The 23,256-nt window shown below is 66.3% G+C and carries 21 protein-coding genes and 1 tRNA gene; 16 read left to right on the top strand and 6 right to left on the bottom strand.

Going from position 1 to position 23,256, the window contains the following annotated elements; all coding sequences use genetic code 11:
• The first annotated feature begins 80 nt into the window (after positions 1 to 80).
• From KOF26_RS05525 to KOF26_RS05480, 10 genes are read left to right on the top strand one after another with little or no spacing between them, the layout of a single operon-like run.
• Positions 81 to 1,946, top strand: coding sequence for a methanol/ethanol family PQQ-dependent dehydrogenase (locus KOF26_RS05525; protein ID WP_216321340.1), 1,866 nt, complete (start codon positions 81 to 83; stop codon positions 1,944 to 1,946).
• On the top strand, positions 1,924 to 2,487 hold the full coding sequence (locus tag KOF26_RS05520; protein WP_216321337.1) for a c-type cytochrome: 564 nt from the start codon (positions 1,924 to 1,926) through the stop codon (positions 2,485 to 2,487). The genes KOF26_RS05525 and KOF26_RS05520 overlap by 23 nt, the downstream gene beginning before the upstream one ends.
• A complete protein-coding gene (locus KOF26_RS05515; protein WP_216321334.1) occupies positions 2,484 to 3,476 on the top strand; it encodes a cytochrome c oxidase subunit II in 993 nt (330 codons plus the stop codon). Before KOF26_RS05520 ends, KOF26_RS05515 begins: the two co-directional genes overlap by 4 nt.
• Entirely contained in the window at positions 3,473 to 5,380 is a 1,908-nt protein-coding gene (gene ctaD / locus KOF26_RS05510) for a cytochrome c oxidase subunit I (protein ID WP_363181874.1), read from the top strand. Before KOF26_RS05515 ends, ctaD begins: the two co-directional genes overlap by 4 nt.
• A gap of 11 nt (positions 5,381 to 5,391) precedes the next feature.
• Positions 5,392 to 6,009, top strand: coding sequence for a cytochrome c oxidase subunit 3 (locus KOF26_RS05505; RefSeq protein ID WP_216321331.1), 618 nt, complete (start codon positions 5,392 to 5,394; stop codon positions 6,007 to 6,009).
• Entirely contained in the window at positions 6,009 to 6,329 is a 321-nt protein-coding gene (locus tag KOF26_RS05500; RefSeq protein ID WP_216321327.1) for a hypothetical protein, read from the top strand. Before KOF26_RS05505 ends, KOF26_RS05500 begins: the two co-directional genes overlap by 1 nt.
• Positions 6,326 to 7,222, top strand: coding sequence for a cytochrome c oxidase assembly protein (locus KOF26_RS05495; RefSeq protein WP_216321324.1), 897 nt, complete (start codon positions 6,326 to 6,328; stop codon positions 7,220 to 7,222). The genes KOF26_RS05500 and KOF26_RS05495 overlap by 4 nt, the downstream gene beginning before the upstream one ends.
• Positions 7,203 to 7,616, top strand: a complete 414-nt coding sequence (locus tag KOF26_RS05490; protein ID WP_216321322.1) for a c-type cytochrome — start codon at positions 7,203 to 7,205, stop codon at positions 7,614 to 7,616. The genes KOF26_RS05495 and KOF26_RS05490 overlap by 20 nt, the downstream gene beginning before the upstream one ends.
• On the top strand, positions 7,613 to 8,587 hold the full coding sequence (locus tag KOF26_RS05485; RefSeq protein WP_216321305.1) for a PQQ-dependent catabolism-associated beta-propeller protein: 975 nt from the start codon (positions 7,613 to 7,615) through the stop codon (positions 8,585 to 8,587). Before KOF26_RS05490 ends, KOF26_RS05485 begins: the two co-directional genes overlap by 4 nt.
• Positions 8,588 to 8,631: 44 nt before the next feature.
• On the top strand, positions 8,632 to 9,393 hold the full coding sequence (locus KOF26_RS05480; protein ID WP_216321302.1) for a quinoprotein dehydrogenase-associated putative ABC transporter substrate-binding protein: 762 nt from the start codon (positions 8,632 to 8,634) through the stop codon (positions 9,391 to 9,393).
• 31 nt (positions 9,394 to 9,424) lie between these two features.
• On the opposite strand, the gene KOF26_RS05475 is transcribed toward KOF26_RS05480, so the two are convergent.
• The 3 genes from KOF26_RS05475 to KOF26_RS05465 form a co-directional block, all read right to left on the bottom strand.
• Positions 9,425 to 10,258 (bottom strand): formate/nitrite transporter family protein, encoded by an 834-nt coding sequence (locus KOF26_RS05475; RefSeq protein ID WP_216321299.1) that lies wholly within the window; start codon positions 10,256 to 10,258, stop codon positions 9,425 to 9,427.
• Positions 10,259 to 10,726: 468 nt separating this feature from the next.
• Positions 10,727 to 11,266, bottom strand: coding sequence for a hypothetical protein (locus KOF26_RS05470; protein WP_216321296.1), 540 nt, complete (start codon positions 11,264 to 11,266; stop codon positions 10,727 to 10,729).
• 185 nt (positions 11,267 to 11,451) lie between these two features.
• A complete protein-coding gene (locus KOF26_RS05465; protein WP_216321292.1) occupies positions 11,452 to 15,234 on the bottom strand; it encodes a hypothetical protein in 3,783 nt (1,260 codons plus the stop codon).
• A gap of 814 nt (positions 15,235 to 16,048) precedes the next feature.
• Here KOF26_RS05465 and KOF26_RS17020 point away from each other — a divergent pair.
• The 3 genes from KOF26_RS17020 (at position 16,049) to KOF26_RS05450 (ending at position 17,402) form a co-directional block, all read left to right on the top strand.
• On the top strand, positions 16,049 to 16,270 hold the full coding sequence (locus tag KOF26_RS17020; RefSeq protein WP_253201110.1) for a hypothetical protein: 222 nt from the start codon (positions 16,049 to 16,051) through the stop codon (positions 16,268 to 16,270).
• 419 nt (positions 16,271 to 16,689) lie between these two features.
• Entirely contained in the window at positions 16,690 to 17,130 is a 441-nt protein-coding gene (locus KOF26_RS05455; RefSeq protein ID WP_216321289.1) for a hypothetical protein, read from the top strand.
• Complete coding sequence (locus KOF26_RS05450) at positions 17,130 to 17,402, top strand: hypothetical protein (RefSeq protein ID WP_216321286.1); 273 nt, start codon at positions 17,130 to 17,132, stop codon at positions 17,400 to 17,402. The genes KOF26_RS05455 and KOF26_RS05450 overlap by 1 nt, the downstream gene beginning before the upstream one ends.
• A gap of 8 nt (positions 17,403 to 17,410) precedes the next feature.
• On the opposite strand, the gene KOF26_RS05445 is transcribed toward KOF26_RS05450, so the two are convergent.
• A tRNA-Ser gene (locus KOF26_RS05445) sits at positions 17,411 to 17,503 on the bottom strand.
• 159 nt (positions 17,504 to 17,662) lie between these two features.
• On the opposite strand from KOF26_RS05445, the gene KOF26_RS05440 reads away from it, so the two are divergent.
• Positions 17,663 to 18,421 carry a DUF1134 domain-containing protein gene (locus KOF26_RS05440; RefSeq protein ID WP_216321283.1) on the top strand — a complete coding sequence of 253 codons (759 nt, stop codon included), beginning with the start codon at positions 17,663 to 17,665 and terminating at the stop codon, positions 18,419 to 18,421.
• On the opposite strand, the gene KOF26_RS05435 is transcribed toward KOF26_RS05440, so the two are convergent.
• Together KOF26_RS05435 and KOF26_RS05430 are read right to left on the bottom strand one after the other, a co-directional pair.
• Positions 18,418 to 19,794, bottom strand: coding sequence for a glutamate--cysteine ligase (locus KOF26_RS05435; RefSeq protein WP_216321280.1), 1,377 nt, complete (start codon positions 19,792 to 19,794; stop codon positions 18,418 to 18,420). The genes KOF26_RS05440 and KOF26_RS05435 overlap by 4 nt on opposite strands.
• A 26-nt stretch (positions 19,795 to 19,820) precedes the next feature.
• Positions 19,821 to 20,564 (bottom strand): 16S rRNA (uracil(1498)-N(3))-methyltransferase, encoded by a 744-nt coding sequence (locus KOF26_RS05430; protein WP_216321277.1) that lies wholly within the window; start codon positions 20,562 to 20,564, stop codon positions 19,821 to 19,823.
• A gap of 331 nt (positions 20,565 to 20,895) precedes the next feature.
• Between KOF26_RS05430 and ubiA the strand changes: the two genes are divergently transcribed.
• Together ubiA and KOF26_RS05420 are read left to right on the top strand one after the other, a co-directional pair.
• Positions 20,896 to 21,819 carry a 4-hydroxybenzoate octaprenyltransferase gene (gene ubiA, locus KOF26_RS05425; protein WP_216321273.1) on the top strand — a complete coding sequence of 308 codons (924 nt, stop codon included), beginning with the start codon at positions 20,896 to 20,898 and terminating at the stop codon, positions 21,817 to 21,819.
• 77 nt (positions 21,820 to 21,896) lie between these two features.
• Positions 21,897 to 23,243, top strand: coding sequence for a TldD/PmbA family protein (locus tag KOF26_RS05420; RefSeq protein WP_216321271.1), 1,347 nt, complete (start codon positions 21,897 to 21,899; stop codon positions 23,241 to 23,243).
• Positions 23,244 to 23,256: the final 13 nt, after the last annotated feature.

The raw sequence follows: 23,256 nt of genomic DNA, 5'->3' as shown, positions 1-23,256 counted from the left end.
TGCCTTTGGGGAGAGCTGGGTGGGGTGAGAGAACGGCATTTTGGGCAGAAAAAATAAGCTGAAGGGTGAGGGCAGCCGAATTGAAGAAGCAGCGACTGGTCGCCATGCTCGCCGCAGCAGCTGCGCTGCTGGTGATTTCAGCGATCGCGATCATCGTCGTGCGCTCCCGGGCACCGCAGCCTGTGGCACAGGCTCCCCTCACCCCCTATGCTGGCAGCAGCGGCGCCGTCACCGCCCGATCGGTGGGAGACGGCGATGACGGCCAATGGACGATGGCGGCGAAGAACTTCGCCAGCACGCGCTTCTCCACCGCCACTGAAATCAATACCGCCAATGTCAGCCGGCTGAAGGTCGCGTTCACCTTCTCGACCGGCGTGGCCAAGGGGCATGAGGCCGCCCCGCTGGTGGTCGGTGGCACGATGTACATCGTCGCGCCCTTCCCCAACAACGTCTATGCGCTCGACCTCACCAAGCCCGGGGCGCCGACCAAATGGACGTACAAGCCGAGGCCGCTCTCGGCGGCGCAGGGTGTCGCATGCTGCGACGTCGTCAATCGCGGCGCGGCCTATGCCAATGGCCGCATCTTCTTCAACACCCTCGACAACCGCACCATCGCGCTGGACGCGGCGACCGGCAAGGAATTGTGGCAGACCAAGCTCGGCGAAATCAACCTCGGCGAAACGATGACGATGGCGCCGCTCGTCGCGGAGGGGAAGGTGATCGTCGGCAATTCCGGCGGCGAACTCGGCGTGCGTGGCTGGCTCGCCGCGCTCGACGCGGACAGCGGCAAGATCGCCTGGCGCGCCTATGCCACCGGGCCCGACAAGGATGTGTTGATCGGCAACGGCTACCACCCCTTCTACGCGATGGATCGCGGTCGCGATCTGGGTGTCACGACCTGGCCGCCCGAAGCCTGGAAGCAGGGCGGCGGCAATGCCTGGGGCTGGGTGAGCTACGACCCGAAGACCCGGCTCGTCTTCTACGGCACAGGCAATCCCGGCCCGTGGAATCCGGAGCAGCGCCCCGGCGACAACAAGTTTACCACCGGCGTCTTCGCGCGCGACATCGATACCGGGGCGGCACGCTGGTATTATCAGACGTCGCCCCACGACCTGTTCGACCATGACAGTGTCAACGAGCAGATCCTGCTCGACATGCCAGTCAAGGGCCGCATGCGCGAGGTGATGGTCCGGCCGGAGCGCAACGGCTATTTCTACGTGATGGACAGGGGCACGGGCGAGGTGCTGTCGGCGACCCCGTTCGGCCATGTCACCGCCTATAAGGGCGTCGACCTCAAGAGCGGCCGGCTGATCCCCAACCCCGCCATGGAGCCCAGGGAGGGGCAGGTCGTGCGCGGCATCTGCCCGTCGGCGCCGGGCATGAAGGACTGGAACCCGGCCGCGTTCAGCCCGCTCACCGGCCTCGTCTACATCCCGCACAATAACCTTTGCATGGACTGGGGAAGCTATGAGGCGAGCTACATCGCCGGCACGCCCTATGTCGGCGCCGACGTCAAATATTACGCTGGTCCCGGCGGCAATCGCGGCGTGTTCACCGCCTGGGATCCGGTCCGTGGACGGCCCGTCTGGGAGATCAAGGAAGACCTGCCGGTGTGGAGCGGCGCGCTCACCACCGCCGGCGGGCTCGTCTTCTACGGAACCATGGATGGATGGTTCAAGGCCGTTGATCAACGCAGCGGAAAGCTTCTCTGGCAGTTCAAGACGGGCTCCGGGATCATCGGCCAGCCAATCAGCTATCGCGGCCCTGACGGGCACCAATATGTCGCCGTGCTTGCCGGCGTGGGCGGCTGGCCCGGCGCGATCGTCAGCAACAATCTCAACACCGCGGACGCGACCGCCGCGAACGGCTGGGGCGTGGCGATGGCCGATCTGCCGCAGAAGACCACCGCGGGAGGAATGCTCTATGTCTTCTCGCTGTCGCGCTAGGCTGGCCGCCCTCGCCGCGCTTGCGCTGCTCTCCGCGTGTGACCGCGAGGAACGGCAAAGCCGTGCCCAGCCCGTCCCCGAGACGCTGCCGACCCCCCGGCAGAGCATCCTCCAGCCGGGCGTGCCCGCCAGGACTGCCGCCGACCCGCGCGCCAGGGCCTATGAGAATAACAGCTACCAGATGTCACAGGGCCAGCTCCTCTATCAGAAGATGAACTGCTCGGGCTGCCACGCCCATGGCGGTGGCGGCATGGGACCGGCGCTTTCGGACGCCGAGTGGCGCTATGGCGGCAGCATGGAGGAGATCGTCGCCACGATCGATCAGGGCCGGCCGAACGGCATGCCCTCCTGGCGCGGCAAGCTTACCGAGCAGCAGATGTGGCAGCTGGCCGCCTATGTACGCTCGCTCTCGGCACAGCCGCGGCAGGACGTGCTGTCCAGCCGCCCCGACGCACCGAGCAGCACGGAGCCGGCGACGCTGCAGAGCCGGCAGCCGGTGGTGCCCTCCTCGCCGGCTGGCGTGCAGGGCACCAGCCGGTGACACGCCTTCCCGCCGGCCTGTGCCTTGCCGGCCTTCTTGCCGGGTGCGGCGGCACCCAGTCCATGACCGGTGGCGGCGGCCTCCAGGGCGAGCAGTTCAACCGGCTGTTCACGCTGTTCATGGGCATCACCGGCTTCTTCTATGTGCTCGTCATCGTCGGCATGCTCGCCGGCATCGCGATACGCGGACGGGCCGCCGGAACGGAGCGTGGCGAGCGCCTCGCGCGCACCGCCCTGCTCGGCTGGATCGCTGCGGTCGTGCTCGGCCTCACGGTGCTGACAGTCGGCAGCTATGCGAGCGAGCGGCGCGTCTCCGCGGCGATCCCGGCGCGCCCGCCGCTCGAGGTGCAGATCACCGCCAACCAATGGTGGTGGGACATCACCTACAAGAACGCGGTGCCGGCCAATGAACTGCGCACGGCCAACGAGCTGCACCTGCCCGTCGGCGTGCCGGTGAAGGTCACGCTCAAGTCCAATGATGTGATCCACAGCTTCTGGATCCCGTCGCTCGCCGGCAAGCAGGACCTCATTCCCGGCCGCGTCAACGATCTGCTGCTCCTGCCGACCCGGACCGGTCAATTCCGCGGCCAATGCGCCGAATTCTGCGGCACGCAGCACGCCCATATGGCGCTCGACGTGACGGTCGAGCCGGTCGCCTCGTTCAGGCGCTGGCAGCAGGCGCAGCTTGCCCCCGCCGCGCCCCCGTCCACCCCTCTGGCGCAGGCCGGCCATGACCTGGTGATGTCGCAGCAATGCGCGAGCTGCCACGCGATCGCCGGCACGCCCGCGTCCGCCCGCTTCGGACCCGATCTCACCCACCTCGCCAGCCGGCGCTCGATCGCCGCAGGGACATTGCCGATGACACGCGGACATCTTTACGCCTGGATCGCCGACCCGCAGGGGGTGAAGCCCGGCAACAACATGCCCTATATCGGCTTCGACTCCGCAAAGCTGCATGCCGTCGTCGCCTATCTGCAGGGTCTGAAGTGACCGGGATCGCCCGCGACGGAGAGGCGCTGAAGGGCGCCGAGCTCGAGGGGCGGCTGGACCGGACCTGGCGCCCCGCCCCCGGCCTGTGGGGGTGGCTGACCACCGTCGACCACAAGGATATCGGGCGCCGCTACATCTACACGGCGATGACCTTCCTGATCCTGGGCAGCATCCTGTCGGTGGCGATGCGGCTCCAGCTGGCGCGACCGGAAAGCGGGCTGATCAGTCCGGCTCGCTACAACCAGATTTTCACCATGCATGGCACGACGATGATGTTCCTCTTCGCCGTGCCGGTGATGGAGGCGGCGGCGATCTACGTCATCCCGCTGATGATGGGCACGCGCAACATCGCCTTCCCGCGCCTCAACGCGTTCAGCTACTGGACCTATCTGTTCGGCGCGCTGCTGCTGTGGGTGGGCTTCGTGCTCAATGTCGGCCCTGATGCCGGCTGGTTCATGTACACGCCGCTCTCCGGCCCACAATTCTCACCCGGCAAGCGCACCGACATATGGGCGCAGATGATCACCTTCACGGAAGTGGCCGGGCTTGCCGTGGCCATCGAGCTGACTGCCACCATCCTCAAGTTTCGCGCTCCCGGCATGAGCCTGAACAGGATGCCGCTTTACGCCTGGGCGATCCTGGTCACCTCGATCATGATCATCCTCTCGCTGCCGGCGGTGGCGCTCTGCTCGGGCATGCTGATCGCGGACCGGCTGATCGGGACGCAGTTCTTCAACCCCTTCGAGCATGGCGATCCGCTGCTGTGGCAACACCTGTTCTGGTTCTTCGCGCATCCGGAGGTGTACATCATCTTCCTGCCCGCAACCGGCTTCGTCAGCCAGATCGTCGAGACCTTCACCGGCCGCCCCGTCATCGCCTATCCCGCGATGGTGCTGGCGGTGGTCGCCACCGGTTTCCTGAGTTTCGGCGTGTGGGTCCATCACATGTTCGCGACCGGGCTGCCGCGGCTCGGCTATGACTTCTACACGGCGGCGACGATGGCGGTTGCGATCCCCGCCTCGATCCAGATCTTCTGCTGGATCGCCACCATGTGGCTGGGCAAGCCGCGCTATGCGACGCCGTTCCTCTATGTCATCGCGTTCATCGTGACGTTCGTCATCGGCGGCTTGTCGGGTGTGATGGTGGCAAGCGTGCCGCTAGACCTGCAATTCCACGACACCTATTTCGTGGTCGCGCACTTCCATTATGTGCTGGTCGGCGGCGCCGTCTTCCCGCTGCTCGGCGCGCTCACTTATTGGTTTCCCAAATTCAGCGGCCGCATGCTCTCGGAAGGGCTGGGGAAGCTCGCCTTCTGGCTGATCTTTCTGGGCTTCAACATCGCCTTCTTCCCGATGCACATCACGGGGATGCTGGGGATGCCACGGCGCGTCTATACCTATCCGGCGAACATGGGGTGGGACGGCCTCAACATGCTGTCCAGCATCGGCGTCGGGGTGATCGTGCTGGGCGGGCTCGTCTTCCTCGCCAATGTCGCGCTGACGCTGAGGCGGCCTCGGGACGCGGCCCCCAATCCGTGGAACGCCGCCAGCCTGGAATGGGCAGCGGCATCGCCGCCGCCACCCTATAACTTCCCCCACGTGCCGGTCGTGCGGAGCGCGACGCCGCTCTGGGAGCAGGGTCCGCTGCCGGTGATGACGGGGCTGCGCGTCGACGATCGCGAACTGCTCATCACCACCGCGATCGATGCACGGCCGGACATACGCTACCCTTCGCCCGAGGGGACCATCTGGCCGCTCCTCTCGGCGATCGCGCTGGCGGCCTTGTTCATCGGCTCGATCTTCACCCCGTGGGCGGTGGTGATCGGTCTGGCGCCGCTCGGCGTGGCCTTCCTCGCCTGGTTTTGGCCAAAGGGCTCGCCCACAGCAGAACCGGTGATCGAATGAGCGGGCGCAGCATGGCCGACGGCGTACGCTTCGAAGGCGACCTTGCCGCGCTGCCGACCCATGGCTTCGGCCACCGCAGCATCACCTGGTGGGGCATCATCGGCTTCATGGTGGTGGAGGGGATGTTCTTTGCGCTCTCCTTCGCGGCCTATTTCTTCATCCTCGACAAGGAGCAGACCTGGCCGCCGGCACCGCTGGCCCCGCCGGACCTGCTCGCCGGCTCGCTCCTCACCATCCTGATCCTGCTGACCGAAATCCCCAACAGCTGGATCAAGCGTGCCGCGGAGCGCTACGATCTGGCGACGGTGCGCAAGGGGCTGGTGGTGATGTCGGCGGCCGTGATCCCGCTGTTCGTGCTGCGCGGCTTCGAGTTCGCGTCACTCAACGTGAGCTGGACGGACAATGCCTATGGCTCCGTGATGTGGCTGCTGCTCTTCCTGCACACCACCCACCTGGTGACGGATTGGGGCGACACTCTCGTCCTCACCGCGCTGATGTTCACGGAGCATGGCAAGGAAGCCAATCGCTTCGTCGATACCAGCGAGAACGCGCTTTACTGGCGGTTCGTCTGGCTCTCCTGGCTGTTGATCTACCTGCTCATCTACTGGGTGCCGCGATGGCTTCCGTGATGCGGCGCATCCTTCAGCCCTGGGCCGGCCTGATCGGCGGGGTCGCCGGCTGGTATCTGAGCCAGCAGGCGGGTTCCGGCATGATCTTCGCCCAGTGCACGAGGGGGCACTGGTGGAGCGTCGCGCTGCTCGGGGCGGCGGGCCTGGCGCTGGTCGCGGCCGGCGCCATGCTCTCCTACCGCCGCTGGCAGGACGGACGCACGGAGCAGGACGGATGGCAGTTCGTCGCGCTCCTGAGCATGCTCCTTGCCTTGCTGCTGGCGTTCCCGATCCTCATGCAGACCATCGCCGGCCTGCTGGTGCCGGGCTGCCTGTCATGAGGCGGGCAAAGGCGATGCTGTGCCTCCTGCTGCTGCCGGAGGCAGCGCTTGCCCATGCCGGGCACGATCATGCCGAGGCGCCCGGCTGGACCCTGGCGCCATCGGTGACGCTGCCGCTCGCGATCACGCTGCTGCTCTATGGAGTGGGCTTTGCGCGGCTCTGGGCACGGGCGCGACGCGGGCGCAGGGCGATGCGACGCGACGCGCTGCTGTTTGGCCTCGGCTGGCTCGTGCTGACAGCGTCGCTGGTATCGCCTTTGCACGAGGCGGGGGAACGCTCCTTCACCGTTCACATGATCGAGCATGAGCTCATCATGCTCGTCGCCACGTTGCTGCTCGCCACCGCGGGCGCGGGGTCGATGCTTCTGTGGGGTCTGCCCGCGGCCGCGCGCCGGGCATTCGGAAGGCTGGTCCATGCGCGGTCGATTGCGGCCGGCTGGGGGGCCCTGTCCTCGCCGTGGGTCGCCACCGCCCTGCAGGCCGCTGCGCTGTGGCTATGGCACGCCCCGGCGCTGTTCGATCGCGCGTTGGCGAGCGAGGGGTGGCATGTCGCGCAGCATCTCAGCTTCATCGTCACCTCGCTGCTCTTCTGGTGGACGATCGCGCGAGCGGACGCGCGCGGCAGCGCCGGCGTCGCCGCCTTCTGCCTGCTTATCACCGCCTGCGTCGGCGCGGCGCTGGGGGGACTGATGGCCCTCTCCTCCAGCCCCTGGTATGCAGGCTATGCAGCAATGGGGATGACGCCGCTCGGCCTCACGCCCGAGGAAGACCAGCAGCTGGCCGGCCTGATCATGTGGATACCGGGCGGGATCGTCCACATGGGCGCGGCATTGGTCATCCTGTACCGTTGGTTGAAGCCTGGGGAGGAACGCCATGCCGTTTCGGCGGAATAGCCGGATCGCGCTGGCCGTGGTGACGGCGCTCGTCGCCGCTGCTGCGGGTGGCGTGACGTTCGAATATCGGCACGAGCAGACGCAGCTGCGCCAACGGGCCGAGGCAATCACCGGCGGCGACGCCCAGCGAGGCGCGAAGCTGTTTGCGGCCTTCGGCTGCGGGGCATGCCACGCCGCGAGCGGTGTGCCGCAGGCGCAGGGCATGGTCGGCCCGCCGCTCGACACGATCGGTGCCCGCGCGATCATCGCCGGCAAGCTCGCCAACAACCCGGACAACCTCCAGCGCTGGATCATCGACCCGCAGGCGATCACGCCGGGCACTGCCATGCCGCGCCTGGGCGTGCGCCCCGATCAGGCGCGCGACCTGTCAGCCTTCCTCTACACCCAGACATGAGGCGGATCACGCTGGCGCTGCTCGCGCTCTCCGCCTGCCACGCCGCGCCCTCGACCGGCCCGGCGATCTATGTGTCGGATGAGGCATCGAACGTGGTCCATGTCATCGACGCCGCCGCCCTCGCGCTGCGGATGGACATCGCGGTCGGCCGCCGGCCAAGGGGCATGGTGCTCTCGCCGGACAGGCGGCGCCTCTACGTGGCGAGCGGCGGCGACAGCCGCGTGGATGTCATCGACCTCGACCAGAACCGCGTCCTGCCGGCGCTGCCGAGCGGGCCGGACCCCGAGACGATCACCCTTTCGCCCGACGGCAGCCGCCTCTATGTGGCGAACGAGGACGATAATCTGCTTTCCATCGTCGACATCGCGGCCGGCAGGCTGGTGGCGAAGGTGCCGGTCGGCGGTGAGCCGGAAGGGACCGCGGCGAGCCCGGATGGCCGCCTCGTCGTGCAGACCTCCGAGACGGCGAGCATGGCCCATGTCATCGATGCCCGCACGGCCGCCGTGATCGACAATCTGATCGTCGACACTCGTCCACGCTTCGTCGCCTTCGAACCCGGTGGGCGGCGCTTCTGGGTTTCCTCGGAGGTTCGCGCGACGGTAACCGCCTTCGACACTGCCACCCGCCGCCCCGTCGGCCGGATCGACTTCAACAGCGCAATCCCCGGCGAGCGGCCATCGGAGAACAAGCTGCAGGCCGTAGCGATCGCCTTCACGCGCGGCGGCGACCGCGCCTTCGTGGCGCTGGGCCGGGCCAGGCTCGTCGCCGAACTCGATCCGCGGACGCTGGCCCTGGTGCGGACGTTCCCGGTCGGGTGGCGGGCCTGGAACCTGGCTCTCTCGCCGGATGGCCGGCGCCTCTACACCGCCAACGGGCTCAGCGGCGACATGAGCGTCGTCGATCTGGTGCAGAACCGGCCGGCGGGCACGATCCGGCTCGGCGGCAGGCCCTGGGGCGTGGTGGCGCGATGAGGGTTGTTCGGGCCTGCGTGCTCCTCGCGTCCGTCGGCGCGTGCATGCCCGCCGCCGCGGCGCCGGCACGCGCAGTGCTGCGCGTCTGCGCCGATCCCAACAACATGCCCTTTTCGAACCGGGCGGAACAGGGTTTCGAGAACGCCCTTGTCCGGCTGATCGCCCGCGACATGAACGCGGAGCTTCGCTACGTCTGGTGGGCGCAGCGCCGCGGCAATCTGCGTGAGACGCTGCGCGCCGGGCAGTGCGATCTGGTGCCGGGCGTCGGCAGCACGCTGGAGGCGGTGGCAACGAGCACGCCCTATTACCGGTCAAGCTATGTGGTCGTGGCGCGGCGGCATGGGAGCTCCCCCGTCCCGCGCTCGTTCGATGACCCCCGGTTGCGGCACCTGCGCATCGGGGTGCAGCTGATCGGCGACGACGGCATCAACACCCCGCCCGCACATGCCCTGACACGCCGCGGCATCGTCCGGAACGTACGCGGGTTCATGGTCCAGGGGGATTATCGCCGCGCCTACCCGCAGGACGCGATCCTCGATGCGTTGACGAGCGGCAAACTCGACATCGCCTATGTCTGGGGACCGGTGGCGGGCTATTACCGGCTGCGCCATCCCGAGCGGGTGGCGATCAGCCCCGTTTCGCCGCTGTTCGACGGCCCGCAGCTGCCGATGGTGTTTGACATCTCGGTAGCGGCGCGGAGGGACGATACGGTGCTCCTGCGCCGCGTCGACGCGATCCTGGAGCGACGCCGGGCCGAGATCGAAAGGTTGCTACGGCGCTACGGCGTGCCCCTCGTCGCGCGATAGCAGCCGTCCGTAAGGGCGCGGGCGCGCGTCGCTAGAGCTCCTGGCGTACCTGGGCATGGGCGAGAAGAGCGAACAGCCCGGTCCCGCCAATGATGTTGCCGAGAAGCGCAGGCAGGATCAGCCCGAAGGCGGCGTGCGCGAAGCTCGTCTCCCCGCAGACCGCCAGCAGCCAAGCCTCGCCCGAACCGGCCACGACATGCGCGAAGCCGCCGAGCGCGATGCTGTAGGTGAGCGCCAGCACCACCCAGAAGCCCTGCCCCCTGGCGACGGGCATGATCCACGGCACCGCGGCGATCAGGAAACCAGCCGGGACCCCGAGTTTCAGGGTCTCGAGCCAATCATGCTCAATGAGCTTGCGGGAGACCTCGAGCATGGCTGCGCGCTGCTCCACCGACCCGATCAGCGACAGGCCCGTCGCCGTGGCGATGAGCAGCGTTCCGATCAGATTGAAGCAGAGTACCAGACTCCACAGGCGGAGCATGCGGCGGACATTGGCGAGGCTGAGATGCGTCGCCACCGGTATGACCGCCGACAGCGTGCTCTCGGTAAAGAGCTGGAGACGGCCCAGGATCACGATCAGGAAGCCGAGCGTATAACCGAAACTCGCCACCAGTGGCCGCCAGGGCGCATCGGGGAGCCTGCTTTCGATGAGCGCCTGTCCCATGAGCGATGCACTGATCGCGACGCCGCCCGCCAGTCCGGACCACAAGAGCGAGAGGGCGGGCCGGTCCAGCTCCTCGTCGCCGGATCGGCGGATCACTTCGTGAAGGACCCGCGCGCTCATCAACTGCTGTTCGTAAGCGTCCTGCCGCTCTCTGCCGGACAGGTCGATATCGTCCGCGCGGGACTGCACATCGTCCGACATCCTATGCTCCTGCACTGAACGACGCCGGCTCGGGCGTGGCGTTATTCTCCTCAACGCCGGCCGGGCGGCGCCGGGTCCGATATCGCCCGGCTCAGACCTAAAGGCGCTACTTCACAAGCTGATGGTGGCTCGGGAGCATCATAGGCTGGCTTGGACGGGGATGACCCAGCTGGTCTGGACGCCTGATCGAGGATGTCCGGCGCCTTGCAAAGGAATGTGGCCGCCGGCCGTGAACCCCAGCGGTGGCGTCAGTAAGTCTCCGCAAAGGCGAGCCCCAGAAGCTTTAGTCGTCATGTTTCTCGTTAGTTTCCGTCATGAGCGATTTTGGCGAGCGGTCTTCGATCTTATCGATGACCAAATCTGCGTCTATCTGGGCCATTTCATAAGGGACTTACGCAGCCTTAAGTGGGTGCCAACGATCCCGTTTTGGATCGCGATGGCTTTCACCGAAACGCCGTCGACGCTCGGCTACATCGAGGCGGTGGCGATGCTCTGCGCCACGGCGGCTGGGCCATGTTCCTGTTTCGCCGCCGATCTATCAAGAGGCTCACCTGGGTCGAGCCAAATCGATTTTCGGACGATAACAATGGCTATTGAGAACGCCCGCATTCCACCGCCTCCACTCAGTAATCCACCCCTCGGGGACAGCCGTTCCCGCAGCATATATCCCGCGTGCCTCCCCCTCTCACGGACGTCCGCCTGCCGAACCAGGACAGGCATGATGGCGGGGACCTCCTTCAGCGCCTCGGCGAGCGCCTTCTCGGCCTCGGCAAGCTCGCGGGCGCATCTGCCCGGCGGCAATACGTAGAGGGGAACCGGCCTGTCCGGGACCGGCAGCGGCTCGGGCCTGTGCGCCCGCGGGAATGGCTTCACCTCGATTTCCCGGGACCGGCAGCGCCGACACGAGAAGTGCTGCCCGATATCCTCCAGCCTCTCGGGCCGTCGCGCGGTCCGCAGGTAGCCGGCAAGGGAGTCCGGATCATAGACGGCGGTCCTGCCGCAGCTCATGCACACCACCGCGGCGTCGCACTGGATGCTGTGCAGGTCCAGGAGGGACTTGATGTGGCGTCGCCGGCAGTTCAAACATTGCCAGCGGCTCCGCCGGCAAGGCAAGCTCCCCGCCGCTGCAGGAAATCCTCGAAAGGCGAAGCGGCCGCCCCTGATCGCGCGGCCGCCTCGTTAACGTCGAAGCACTATTCCGGGAGCGCCGCAGCCTCGAGCCAGCCCAGCAAAGCGGGCGAGCCGGTATCATGTACGTTGTTGCCTAGGCCGTAGCGCAGATATTGCGTCCCGACCTCCGTGACGCTGCCGCGCAGATCCACGAACTGGAAATGGGCGCCGCCGAGTACATCCCTGATGCCGGCATAATAGCCATACGTCCAGTCGCGCATTGCAGGGTGGTTCAGCAAAGCCTCATAGGCGGCCGTTGCATTATCTGATGCGCTGTTCTCCTCCGCATAACCTGAGTCGTGATCCAGCATCATGCCGGTACCCATGCCGCACTCGTAGCTGCAAAACTTGATCGAGTTGGGAACGTAGCCAGGAACGATAGAGCGGAAGGCGCGCTCATTCCTATGCGCCGCTGAACCGATGGCGTAGACGGTGGCCTTCATCGACAGCGGCCATGGGCCATCCAAATTCGAGCCGGTGCCTGCCGTGTTGCCGTAGATGCTGAAATTCAGCCACGCCGCCTGATCGCTATCGACCAGCGCCTTTGTCGTGAGGCCCCACCCCGGATAGAACTGCTTGCCGCTATCGAGGGCCCAGCCGCCCGGCCTATCATACGGCGTCGTGATGCCCATGTAGAGGTAGCCCAGGGGATCATTGCCCCAATAAGGAGCGCAGGCGTAATAATCGAACTTGCTCGTGTCCCCATACCAGGCGAGAACATTAGCGAGGCTATTGGGGTTTATAATGCTGGAAGCGGCAGCCCACCACCAGCCTTTAACACGATTGAGGCGCTCGTGGCCGCCAAACACGTCTGTGAATATGTCGTGGATTTCAGCCTCCCTCACCGTCGTATACCGGTCGCTAGCGACTATATAGGAGGGAATAAGATAGACGCCGCAGTTATCGAGGCTGAGAGTATCGCCGGCGGAGATATCCTTCTCTGTGACGATGATCTTATAATCGCCCATGCCCCACACGTCCGCCGCACCGGCCGAGTGGAAGTGATAGTCGGACTCGATCGACTGCCATGCCCTCAGGTAATTATCGAAGGGGCACCACTTGGCGAGATCCTCACCCGTCGCAGGCCGGACATAGCGCAGCATCCCCGGCGTGAGGTAGCTTGGGTTGTTGCTGCCATCCGCAGAGCGTAACACCGTCATGTTCTGCACAAAATGCACGCCCGTGAGGGTGCCGCCATTCAAGCTCCGGAAATCCTCAAACTCCGGAAGGTCGAAATTGATCGGGAAGATGTTGTAGGCGGCCAGCGGGTTCGCAATGATGCGCAGGTCGCTGATGCGATAGGGCACCACCCAAACGTCAACTTCAGGAATAGTGATGTTGAATCCCAGTGGCTCTGCATCCGCGAAGGTGGTTGCTGACGGGGCCACAAGGCCGCGCTCGATACCCCTGATTGCTGTGTACCAGTTCGTGCGGACGAAGCCACCACCGGCGACATTCCAGGTTTCATTAGCGTACTGCGGCCAGACCTTGAGGCCGGAGTTTAGATTGTCCCTGATAAAGGTGGCGGCAGTCGTGATCCACTCGTTCTTGGCGTCTCGGGGGATATTGAACCAGAGGTCGCAGCCAAGCGCGTTGCAGTGCTCGATTTTGGTGTCCAGCCCGAAGCCGTTCTGATTCGTACCGAACCAGGGATCAACCCGGCCACCAGGAATGACGTTCACAGAATTGATGTCGTCGGCCTGCATGAACCGCATGCCCTTGATGCCAGCCTTCATCTGATGCTCGACAGGCGTGCAGAAGTCGGTGCCGCTCCCCTCGGGCGCGACGCTGATCGCACGCGTGTCGAAGCCCTCGGCGGGAAGGTTGCCCGCAAATTCAAGGTAGACGATCTTGTTGCCCGTGTCCGTGTTCTCGGCGCGGGGGAAGTTGAACCAGATCTCACCGGCCGGAGCACCGGGGACGATGGTGTAGTCGTTGGCGTTGCCTCCGATGCCGGCCGTCATGCCAGCAGGCCAGCCCTTGACGACCCACTTCACGCCAGTGCCGTAGCGACCAGCACCCCGGCTATAGGGCAGGATTGCCCTTAGGCGGCTGCTCGTGGTGCCGCCTCCAGGGTAGGTGTGAACAACGCCATCGAGGCCGACGGCGCCTTCCGCCACCGGATCGGCACTCTGATCAGCCGGGTGCAGCGGAGTGTCTTGGTTGCTGCCGGGGTAGAAGGTGAGCCAGAAGAGTTTGGGACCGAGGTCGCGATAGCTGTCGGTGCCCTCCCAGTAGGTCTCGCTGTTCTTCTGCTGAGCCGGATGGTGAGGCTGCAGCTCGGCATAAATGGTGGGCCGGAAGCTGAGGGTGGCGGGATTGCCAGCCCCGTCTTTCCAGATTCTCACCGCATGGTCCTTGGTCGCGTCCAGCCCCAAAAGATCCAGGCTCTGCACCGTGGCACTCCAGGTGCCGTCTTCGGCCTGCGTGATGCTTGCCGGACGACGATCCAGCACGACCGTGGTGCTCTGCGTAACCTCCACGTCAAGGCTGGTTGGCGCGCTGCCGTCATAGACGCCGTTGATCTTCAGGGTGTGGCCTTGCGAGCGCGTCGGCAGGCCGACGACAGTCTCACCGTCTTCGACCGACGCGATATTAAAACCCGAGCCGCTCAGCGCCCAGACGGTGACGCGGTCCATGCGGTGAGTGTTGGCTGTAGTGCCGGAGACGGTCCAGTAGAACCAAGTGCCCCTGGCATAGTCCCAGGGCGAGGCGCTGATGTCGATGACGCCGGCACCTTCATTGCTATACCCGCTGGCTTGATAGTTGCCGATATTCATTCGCCTATAGCTGGTGTCGCCGTCAGTGGTGACGTATTTCTTATAGACGGTGAGCTGACTGTTCTGCAGCTTCAGGCGAAGGATGTCGCCAGGCTGTGGAATGTGCAGGAACGTGTACTTGTTAACACCAATTTGCGCACCCTTCTTATATGTGAAGAAGGAGACCTCGACGCGGTTCTGTGCGTTGTTGAGGGTGACAGCGACACGTACGGCATTTTTCTCGGCGCGATCGTAGCATAGGAGCATGATCAGGCTACCGCCGCTGCCCTGAAGGTCACCGTACCCAAAGTCTGCCATAACATCGGTCTCGCCAACGTCGATCTCGGCAAGGGAATTGGCGGTGACGCCTGAGGGTGGCGTGGCATAGGTGTCGGCGATGAGCACCATGGTCGTCGGGCCGCCCTCACCGACCCAAGCCCCCTTGTCGCTGTTGTCGTCGCTGACAAGCGTGCCGTTCGGCGCGCCGTTGAAATCATCATCGATGATGCAGGTGCCCTGCCCCGGGATCAGTTCGCCCTCGCTCTCCGACACCAGCTCATGTGAACCGGACGTGCAGATCGAGATATATTTCAGCATCTTGCCGGCGAAGTCATTACCGTTAATCGTGAGATCGAGGCCCGTGGGAACGTCGTCGGCATACCATTCGCTGACGACGACACCGCGGTCGAACACGGCCGGCACACCCGTAAGATGCCGATCATAGGCTTCGTCGCGATCGAAGCGCGCCTGCGTCTGCAGGATCGGCGTCGAATCCCACGGATCGGCCAAGGTCAGCGTGCCGTTGATCGGCAGCCTGCGATACTCCAGCCCTTCGAACGTTTCGGTGAGCGCGCCAGCGAACGCAAGCGTGACCGCTTCGTCGCCGAGCGGATTGATGCGCACGAGTGCCGTGCCGTCCGGGCCGACCTGTGTCACCGTGATGGTGTCACCCACGTCTAAGAGCCGCTGCACCGTAACAGGCGCGCCTTCAGGCACTTCGCCACTATCGCGGGCAGGGTCGACGTAAACGGAGATTTCCACGGCCATTGCCTGATCCTTCTATGATCAGTGCGAGACGCGCGATCGCGTGGCTCCGATTGAGCACAGGGACGCAGCCTCGGTCCGCTTCGTTGCGAACGAATCAAGAACATCAGGTGCGATCCTACATTGCAAATGCCTGGGGAAGCAGCGCATGAAATGGCACCGCCAATTCTCGTTGCGGTCAGCGAGCGGTCGCTACCGGTGTCGCGACATATGAGCCGCTGTTCACGGCACGGATGGTCGTCAGCAGGGTCGCGGCCATCATAAACCCCGAGGGCCGAGCGCGAATGTGACATTGATCGGCAAGTGCAGCGGGCGGACGATCGTGGTGGTCATGGCCGTGGAATTAATTCCGCCAACGACAGGTGCATGCCGGTAGCGAGATACTCGCGTCACAAGTGACGTCACGGCGACGTTGCGTGACGCTCGCACCGCAGGCAGCACTTGCCAGGCAGCCCCTCCATCCATTCTGGACCGATTTGGCTGATTGCCTCTCCGTAAAGGAAACGGAATAATGCCCGGGGGGATGGTATCAGAGGGCGAGCAGGAGACTGACCTTCGCAATCGGTCTCGCCCTCATAGTGCACAACGATCCCGGCCCGGGGTGTCCGACCAATCCGGCTGCGGCGAGCTTCCGATCGTGAGTGATTGCATGCTTGACACCGTACCGCGGCACGGGAGGTAGGAGCATGCCCATCGAACAACAAGGAAAATGAAATCCGGTCTCCAGCGACGAGATGAGCGCGGAGCTGTTAACCAATCCGTGCCCATGGGTTAGGCGCCGGCATCCTTGAAGGACCAAGAATGGGCCGGTTGCAGAATGGCGGCTTTCAGCAGCGAGGCCGCTAAGAGGGTCTGGTCGCTTTGGTACCGCTTCTCCCTATCCGAAAAAGTGATCGCGGCCAGTCTCCGTGCAGGTCGCGCGCCGGTCGAGCGGGATGAGCCCGCCGACGGTCAGGGAGCCGATATGTTCGACGATATCTCGATCGTCCGCCGCAGCGCATTCAGTTTCTCAAAGACGCTGATGGCCGCCACACCGTGATCGCGATTGACACCCAGTTTGCCGTCGTCACCGCTGAAGATATCGACAGCAACGTCACCATCGTAGTCCAAAATGATCCATAGTCTGACCGGAGCGGAGGCCAAGACCCCCGCTCAATCGGATCTGTTTGCCCCTGCAATCATCAGCTAACTGTCTCGCGAAAACCTGTTCGCAAGCGCGTTCGGACATGGCATTCATGTCCGGCCTCGGCCGAGCCTCGAAGCTTTCCGAAGCTCTCCCGCAACCCTCAAGACGAGAATGCTTTTCATGAGCTCGGTTCGCGGCGCTTCGAGCATTTCGCACGCGCGCTGCACGCCGCGGAGCCCGACATCATTGGCGCCATCCTGTACGCGCCGGTCGGGCAGGGACATCATGGTGCAGACCATATCGCCTTTCACCGCACTGACAGCGAATCGTACTTGGAAATTCGTCAGGCGAAGGCTGAGCGGACATTCTCGCCCGCCAACATCCGCGAAGCCGCCAATAAATTCTCGACAGCTGAGATAGCCACTGGCGAGACAAGGACGTTCGGCGGTTCATCCTGTTGTCGGCTATGCCCTCAAGAGCCGCAAGGCCGCCGACGAAGTGATCTCCAGACCGAGCAGTTCGCGGAACGGGGCGCGACCTTCTCACTCTGGAACTCCTTGGTGATCTATGGCCACCTTCCCGGCGACAATTTCGCTGTCCGGACCAATCTTAGGCAGGACTGGCATGAGAGCATCTTCGGCAAACCGACTGACCCGCTGACGGGCCTGCTGCAGGACCTCGAATGCGGCTGGAACCCCAGCGTTCTGAGCCTCCAGGCCTTTGTCACGCGCCTCGATCAGGCAGAATCTGCTCGATCAGGCCGATGCGCTTGATGGCGATTCCAATCGGGCTGCGCTCGATCCTTCTCCTGGAATCGATCGGTCCCGAGGCCATCATTGACGGGCTTCCTGCTGACGGGACCGCCGATGTCGCGGAAATTCGAGCCGTCGCGCTCTTGCGCTCGAACCGCGCCGGCCAAGCATCGGCGGAGCTCCGGGCCTTCCTTGAATCCGGCGAGACCGCCCATGGCCGTCAGAAGCCATTTCAAAAATGGGCACGAAAGTGGGCAGGGAACGCCGATTTCCTCAAATTCGATGGAAAATGAGGGCGTTCTGGCGGAGACGGAGGGATTCGAACCCTCGGTACGAGTAATCCCCGTACGGCGGTTTAGCAAACCGCTGGTTTCAGCCACTCACCCACGTCTCCGGATGCGGCGCGAGAGGGGGCTATAGCGACGAGCTTCCAGCCTTTCAACGTCTTCGACAGCGCATATTAGCGTATCGACGACTCAGGTCATCGCCCGTTCATTGCGGGGCAAGGCGGAGACGGGCTAGGTATCGCATCCCGTTCGGATTCTGGAGTGCCATGCCCGTCTCATCCACCCCGATCCGCCTCGCCGCGCTGGTGCTGCTGGCCGCGCCCGGCCTCGCCCAGGCGCAAATCCGCACCTCGGACCCCTCATCGCCCGACGTCGCCGCGTCGGCGGCGCGCGGCAGTGACGGGTGGAGCCAGCCGGTCGATCCGGGCGCGCCGGATCCCGCCGGCCAGCCGGCGCCGCCCCCGGTGGCGGCTCCTGCCCCCGCGCCGCAACAGCCGGCGCCGGCCGGGGTCGCGGATGGCGGCTGCGGCCAGCCGGGCAAGGCCAGTTTCCGCGACGAGGAAATTTTCGGCGCCGCCGAGCGCGTGTTCGGCGACGGTACCCAGGGCATCGCCAAGTTCGTCCAGGACGTGCTGAAGAAGCAGGGCTGCCCCACCGCCTATATCGCCGGGCGAGAGGCCGGCGGCGCGATCGGCATCGGTCTGCGCTACGGCCAGGGCGATCTCTATCACAAGGTCGAGGGGCAGCAGCCGATCTACTGGACGGGTCCCTCGCTCGGCCTCGATATCGGCGGGGCCGGATCGAAGGTGCTGATCCTCGTCTACAACCTCTATGACAGCGAGGAGCTGTTCGAGCGCTTCCCGCTGGTCGAGGGCAATCTCTACGCGGTCGGCGGGTTCACCGCCTCCTATCTGCGCCGCGGCGACGTCGCGCTGGTGCCGATCCGGCTCGGCGTCGGCTGGCGGTTCGGCGCCAGCGTCGGCTACATGAACTTCAGCCACAAGGGCAAGGTACTGCCCTTCTAGAAGCTCATTTCCTCATAGATGCGGCCGATGTCACCGGCCCATTCCCCTTCGTAGCGGGCAAGCAGCAATTCGGCCGGCGTGCGCCCGTCGGCGATCACCTGCCGCAGCGGATCGAGATAGCCGCGCTCGTCGTCGCCGGCGCCGTTGAGGCGCGCGCGCGCCTTGAGGCCCTCCGACGAGATCGCCAGCGCCTCGCGGCCGAGATCGAGCAGCGTGCCGCCGCCGGGCAGCCGGGCGCGCAGCCCCTCGACCGGAACAGCATCGCGCAGCGCCTGCCGCTCGGCCAGCGACCAGCCCTTGACCAGATCCCACGCCGCATCGAGCGCCGCGCCGTCATAAAGCAGCCCGACCCACAAGGCCGGCAAGGCGCAGATGCGCCCCCACGGCCCGCCATCGGCGCCGCGCATCTCTAGGAAGGTCTTGAGCCGCACCTCCGGGAAGGCGGTCGACAGATGATCCGCCCAATCCGAGACGCGGGGCTTCTCGCCGGGCAGGACGGAGAGCTCGCCCTTCAGGAAATCGCGGAACGACAGGCCGGCGGCGTCGATATAGCGGCCGTCGCGGTAGACGAAGTACATCGGCACATCGAGCGCGTAGTCGGCATAGCGTTCATAGCCGAAACCGTCTTCGAACACGAAGGGCAGCATGCCGGTGCGCGCCGGATCGGTATCGGTCCAGATGTGGGAGCGGAAGGAAAGGAAGCCGTTCGGCCTGCCCTCGGTGAATGGCGAGTTGGCGAACAGCGCGGTGGCGAGAGGCTGGAGGGCGAGGCCGACACGGAATTTGCGCACCATATCCGCCTCGCTCGCATAATCGAGGTTGGTCTGGATAGTGCAGGTGCGCAGCATCATGTCGAGGCCGAGCGAGCCGACCCGCGGCATGTGCGCGCGCATGATGCCGTAGCGGCCCTTGGGCATGACCGGCAGCTCGGCGCGGGTCTTGTCCGGCCAGAAGCCGAGGCCGAGGAAGCCGAGGCCGAGCCGGTCGCCGACCTCCTTGACCTGGCTGAGGTGGCGCGCCGTTTCGGCGCAGGTCTCATGAAGATTGTCGAGCGGCGCGCCCGACAGCTCGAACTGGCCGGCCGGCTCCAGGCTGATCGCGCCGTCGGCCCCGGTCATTGCGATGACGTTGCCACCTTCCTCGACCGGCCGCCAGCCATAGGCGGTGAGCCCGTCGAGCAGATCGCGGATGCCGCCCGGCTCGGCATAGGAGGGCGCATGATGGTCCGCCCTGGCGTAGACGAACTTCTCGTGCTCGGTGCCGATGCGCCAGCGCTCCGGCGGTTTCTCGCCGCCAGCGAAATAGGCGATAAGCTGCGCCTTATCCTCGATAACCGGATCGAGCTTCGGCGCGGATTCGGTGCGGGTCGTCATCGCCGCCGCCTAGACCGGCTCCGCGCTCAACGCCAGTCCCCCGCAGCAGCCATCCACACCGCCACCGCGGCGAGCGCCGCCGTTTCGGCGCGCAGGATGCGCGGACCGAGCGAAACGCCGACGGCAGCCGGGCAGGCACGGATCGCGTCGCGCTCTTCCGGCGTGAAGCCCCCCTCCGGGCCGATCAGGATCGCGGCAGGGCAGGGCCTCGCCGCCTTCGCCAGCGGCACGCCGCCCGTCTCGTCGGCGAAGATCAGCGCGCGCCCGGCCGGCCAGTCGGCGAGCAGACGCTCCAGCTTCACCGGCTCTGCGACCAGTTCGGGCAACGCGGTGCGGCCGCATTGCTCGGCCGCCTCGATCATGTGGGCGCGCAGCCGCTCGGGGTTGAGCCGTTCGATGACGGTGCGCCGCGTCGCCACCGGCACCAGCCGCGCCACGCCGAGTTCCGAAGCCTTCTCGGCGACGAGATCGATACGGGCGCGCTTGATCGGGGCGACGCATAGCCACAGGTCGGGCACCGCCTCGCGGGGTCCCAACCGGGTCGCGACGACGAGCCGCGCGTCACGGCGACCCTCGCTTTCGATCCGCGCCGCCCATTCCCCGGTACGATCGTCGAAGATGCGCACCGCGTCCCCCGTCTTGAGGCGCATGACGTTGAGCAGATAATTGGCCTGGGCACGATCGAGCGGCACCGACGCGCCCTCGGTCAGCGGGGCATCGACGAACAGGCGCGGCGCGCTCGCGGGCGGCCAGGCGGGGATGGCGGGCATGGCCCCGCTTTGCCCGCCCCCGGCCGACGAGTCGAGCGGGCGAAGTGGACGAAGCTGACAATATCGAAAGGTGGTCGCGGCGCGTTCGACATCGCAGTGGTGTGGCGTGCGCGGTCCTGTTTCGAAAGCGCAGGAGCAGGCGCCGCCGTCATGCGGTTCGCGACGGCATCATTATCAGCTGGTGCTGCGCGAGCGCCGGGGGGCCGGCCGTTGCCGAGACGCCGTTCGCGCTCAGCACGCGGGCTCGTCGTGCCCGGCAACAGGGCGGGTCGGCTGGGGACGGGCATCGCCGCCGCTTCCCGCGCGCGTGGCTTGCCGCTAAGCCGCCCCGATGGAGCGCCCTCCCCCCGATCGCGTCATCGTGCCCGACACCGAGCAGCGCGGGCTGGTCGCCGCTCTGCCCTCGACGTTGCGCGATCTCGTTCAGCTGGCCCGGCTCGACCGGCCGATCGGCATCTGGCTGCTGTTCTGGCCGGGCGCCTGGGCGATTGCGCTCGCCGGCGGGGGGCGGGGCCGGCTCGACCTGATCCTGTGGTTCGCACTCGGCGCGGCGGCGATGCGCGGCGCGGGATGCGTCTATAACGACATCGTCGATCGCGACCTTGATCGGAAGGTGGCGCGAACGCGCAGCCGCCCGCTGGCCAGCGGGCGGATGTCGCTGCGCACCGCCTGGCTGTTCCTCGTCGCCTTGTGCATGGTCGGGCTGGTGGTGCTGCTCAGGCTCGATCGCACCGCGCAGATCGTCGGGCTGGCCAGCCTCGCCCCGGTGGCGCTCTATCCCTTCATGAAGCGGATCACCTGGTGGCCGCAGGCATGGCTCGGCATCGTCTTTTCCTGGGCGGCGCTGGTCGGCTGGCCGGCGGTGACGGGCGGCTTCTCGGCCGCGCCGCTGCTGCTCTATGCCGGATCGATCTTCTGGGTGATCGGCTACGACACCATCTATGCCGTGCAGGACATCGAGGACGATGCGCTGGCCGGCGTGAAATCCTCGGCGCGGGCGATGGGCCGGCATCTGCGCGCCGGCACCGCGCTTTGCTATGCGCTGGCGGTGGCGTTGTGGGCCGCGGCCTTCTGGCAAGTGCGGCCCGATCCGCTGGCGCTGGCGGCGCTGGCGCCGATGGCATTGCATCTCGGCTGGCAGATCGCCACGCTCGATCCATCTTCGGGAACGAACGCGCTCGCGCGGTTTCGCGCCAATCGCTTTGCGGGTCTGCTGATGTTCCTCGCCTGTTTCGTAGTGGGGTCGACGGCCTGAGCGATTCTTCCCCGGGCAGGCTCGCCGAAGAGCTTGACGGCCTTTACCGCGCGGCCCGGCGATCCTAAGTGCCGGGCATGCTTCCCGTGATCGCAGCCGAAACCCGCGTCGCCGACCTCGTCTCGGCCGCCCGCAAGGCCGGCGCCGACGCCGCCGACGCCCTTTATGTAGGCGATGCCTCGACGCAGGTGCAGGTGCGCCTGGCCAGGCTGGAGGATGTATCGCGCGCGGAGGGCGAGGAGATCGGCCTGCGCGTGTTCGTCGGCCAGCGTTCGGCAACCGTCTCCTCGTCCGACCTGTCCGCTGCCGCGCTGGCGGCGCTGGTCGAGCGCGCGGTGGCGATGGCGCGCGAGGCGCCGGAGGATCAATGGGCGGGCCTCGCGCCTGCCGAGATGCTGGCCACCGGCGCGCTCGTTGCGGTGGATGGCGACGACGGCGGCGAGGCATCGCCGGCCGAACTTCGCGCGCAGGCGCTCGCCGCCGAGGATGCGGCGCGCGCCGTGGCCGGCATCACCAATTCGGAAGGCGCCGGCGCCTCGGCCGGCCGCGCGACGGTGGCGCTGGCCACCTCGACCGGCTTCGCGCGCGGCTACGCCACCTCCTCCTACGGCGTGTCGGCGACGGTGATCGGCGGCGAGGGCGGCGCGATGCAGCGCGACTATGCCTATCACTCCGCTCGCCACCGCGCCGACCTGGAGGATGCCGCCGACATCGGGCGCCGCGCCGGCGAGCGTACGGTCGCAAGGCTCAACCCCGGCAAGGTGGCGTCGGGGCGCATGCATGTGGTGTTCGACCCGCGCGTCGGCAGCTCGATGATCGGGCATCTGATCGGCGCGATCACCGGCTCGGCGATCGCGCGGCGGACCAGCTTCCTGCTCGACGCCGAAGGCACGCAATTGTTCGCGCCCGGCATCACCATCCGCGACGATCCGCACCGGCCGCGCGGCCCCCGCTCCCGCCCGTTCGACGGCGAGGGGCTGGCGACGGCGCCGTCCGACATCATCGCCGACGGCGTGCTCACCGGCTGGCTGATGGACTCCGCCTCCGCCCGCCAGCTCGGCCGCCAGCCTACCGGCCATGCCAGCCGCGGCACCGGCGGCGCGCCGGGCGTATCGACGACCAACATCTACCTGGAGTCCGGCGCGCTGTCGGTGGACGATCTGCTCGCCGAGACCGGGAACGGCCTCTACGTAACCGAGCTGATCGGCCATGGCGTCAACCCGGTGACGGGCGATTACAGCCGCGGCGCCTCAGGTTTTCTGATCGAGAATGGCGTGATCACGCGGCCGGTCGCGGAATTTACCATCGCCGGCAACCTGCGCGAGATGTTCGGCGCGCTGACGCCGGCGTCCGATCTCGTCTTCCGCCGCGGCGTCGACGTGCCGACGCTGCGCATCGAGGGGATGACCGTCGCCGGGGCCTGACCTCCCCTCCCTC

The organism is Sphingomonas quercus (assembly GCF_018863195.1).
GTDB lineage: Bacteria > Pseudomonadota > Alphaproteobacteria > Sphingomonadales > Sphingomonadaceae > Solisphingomonas > Solisphingomonas quercus.
This window is presented reverse-complemented; position numbering and strand designations above follow the sequence as displayed.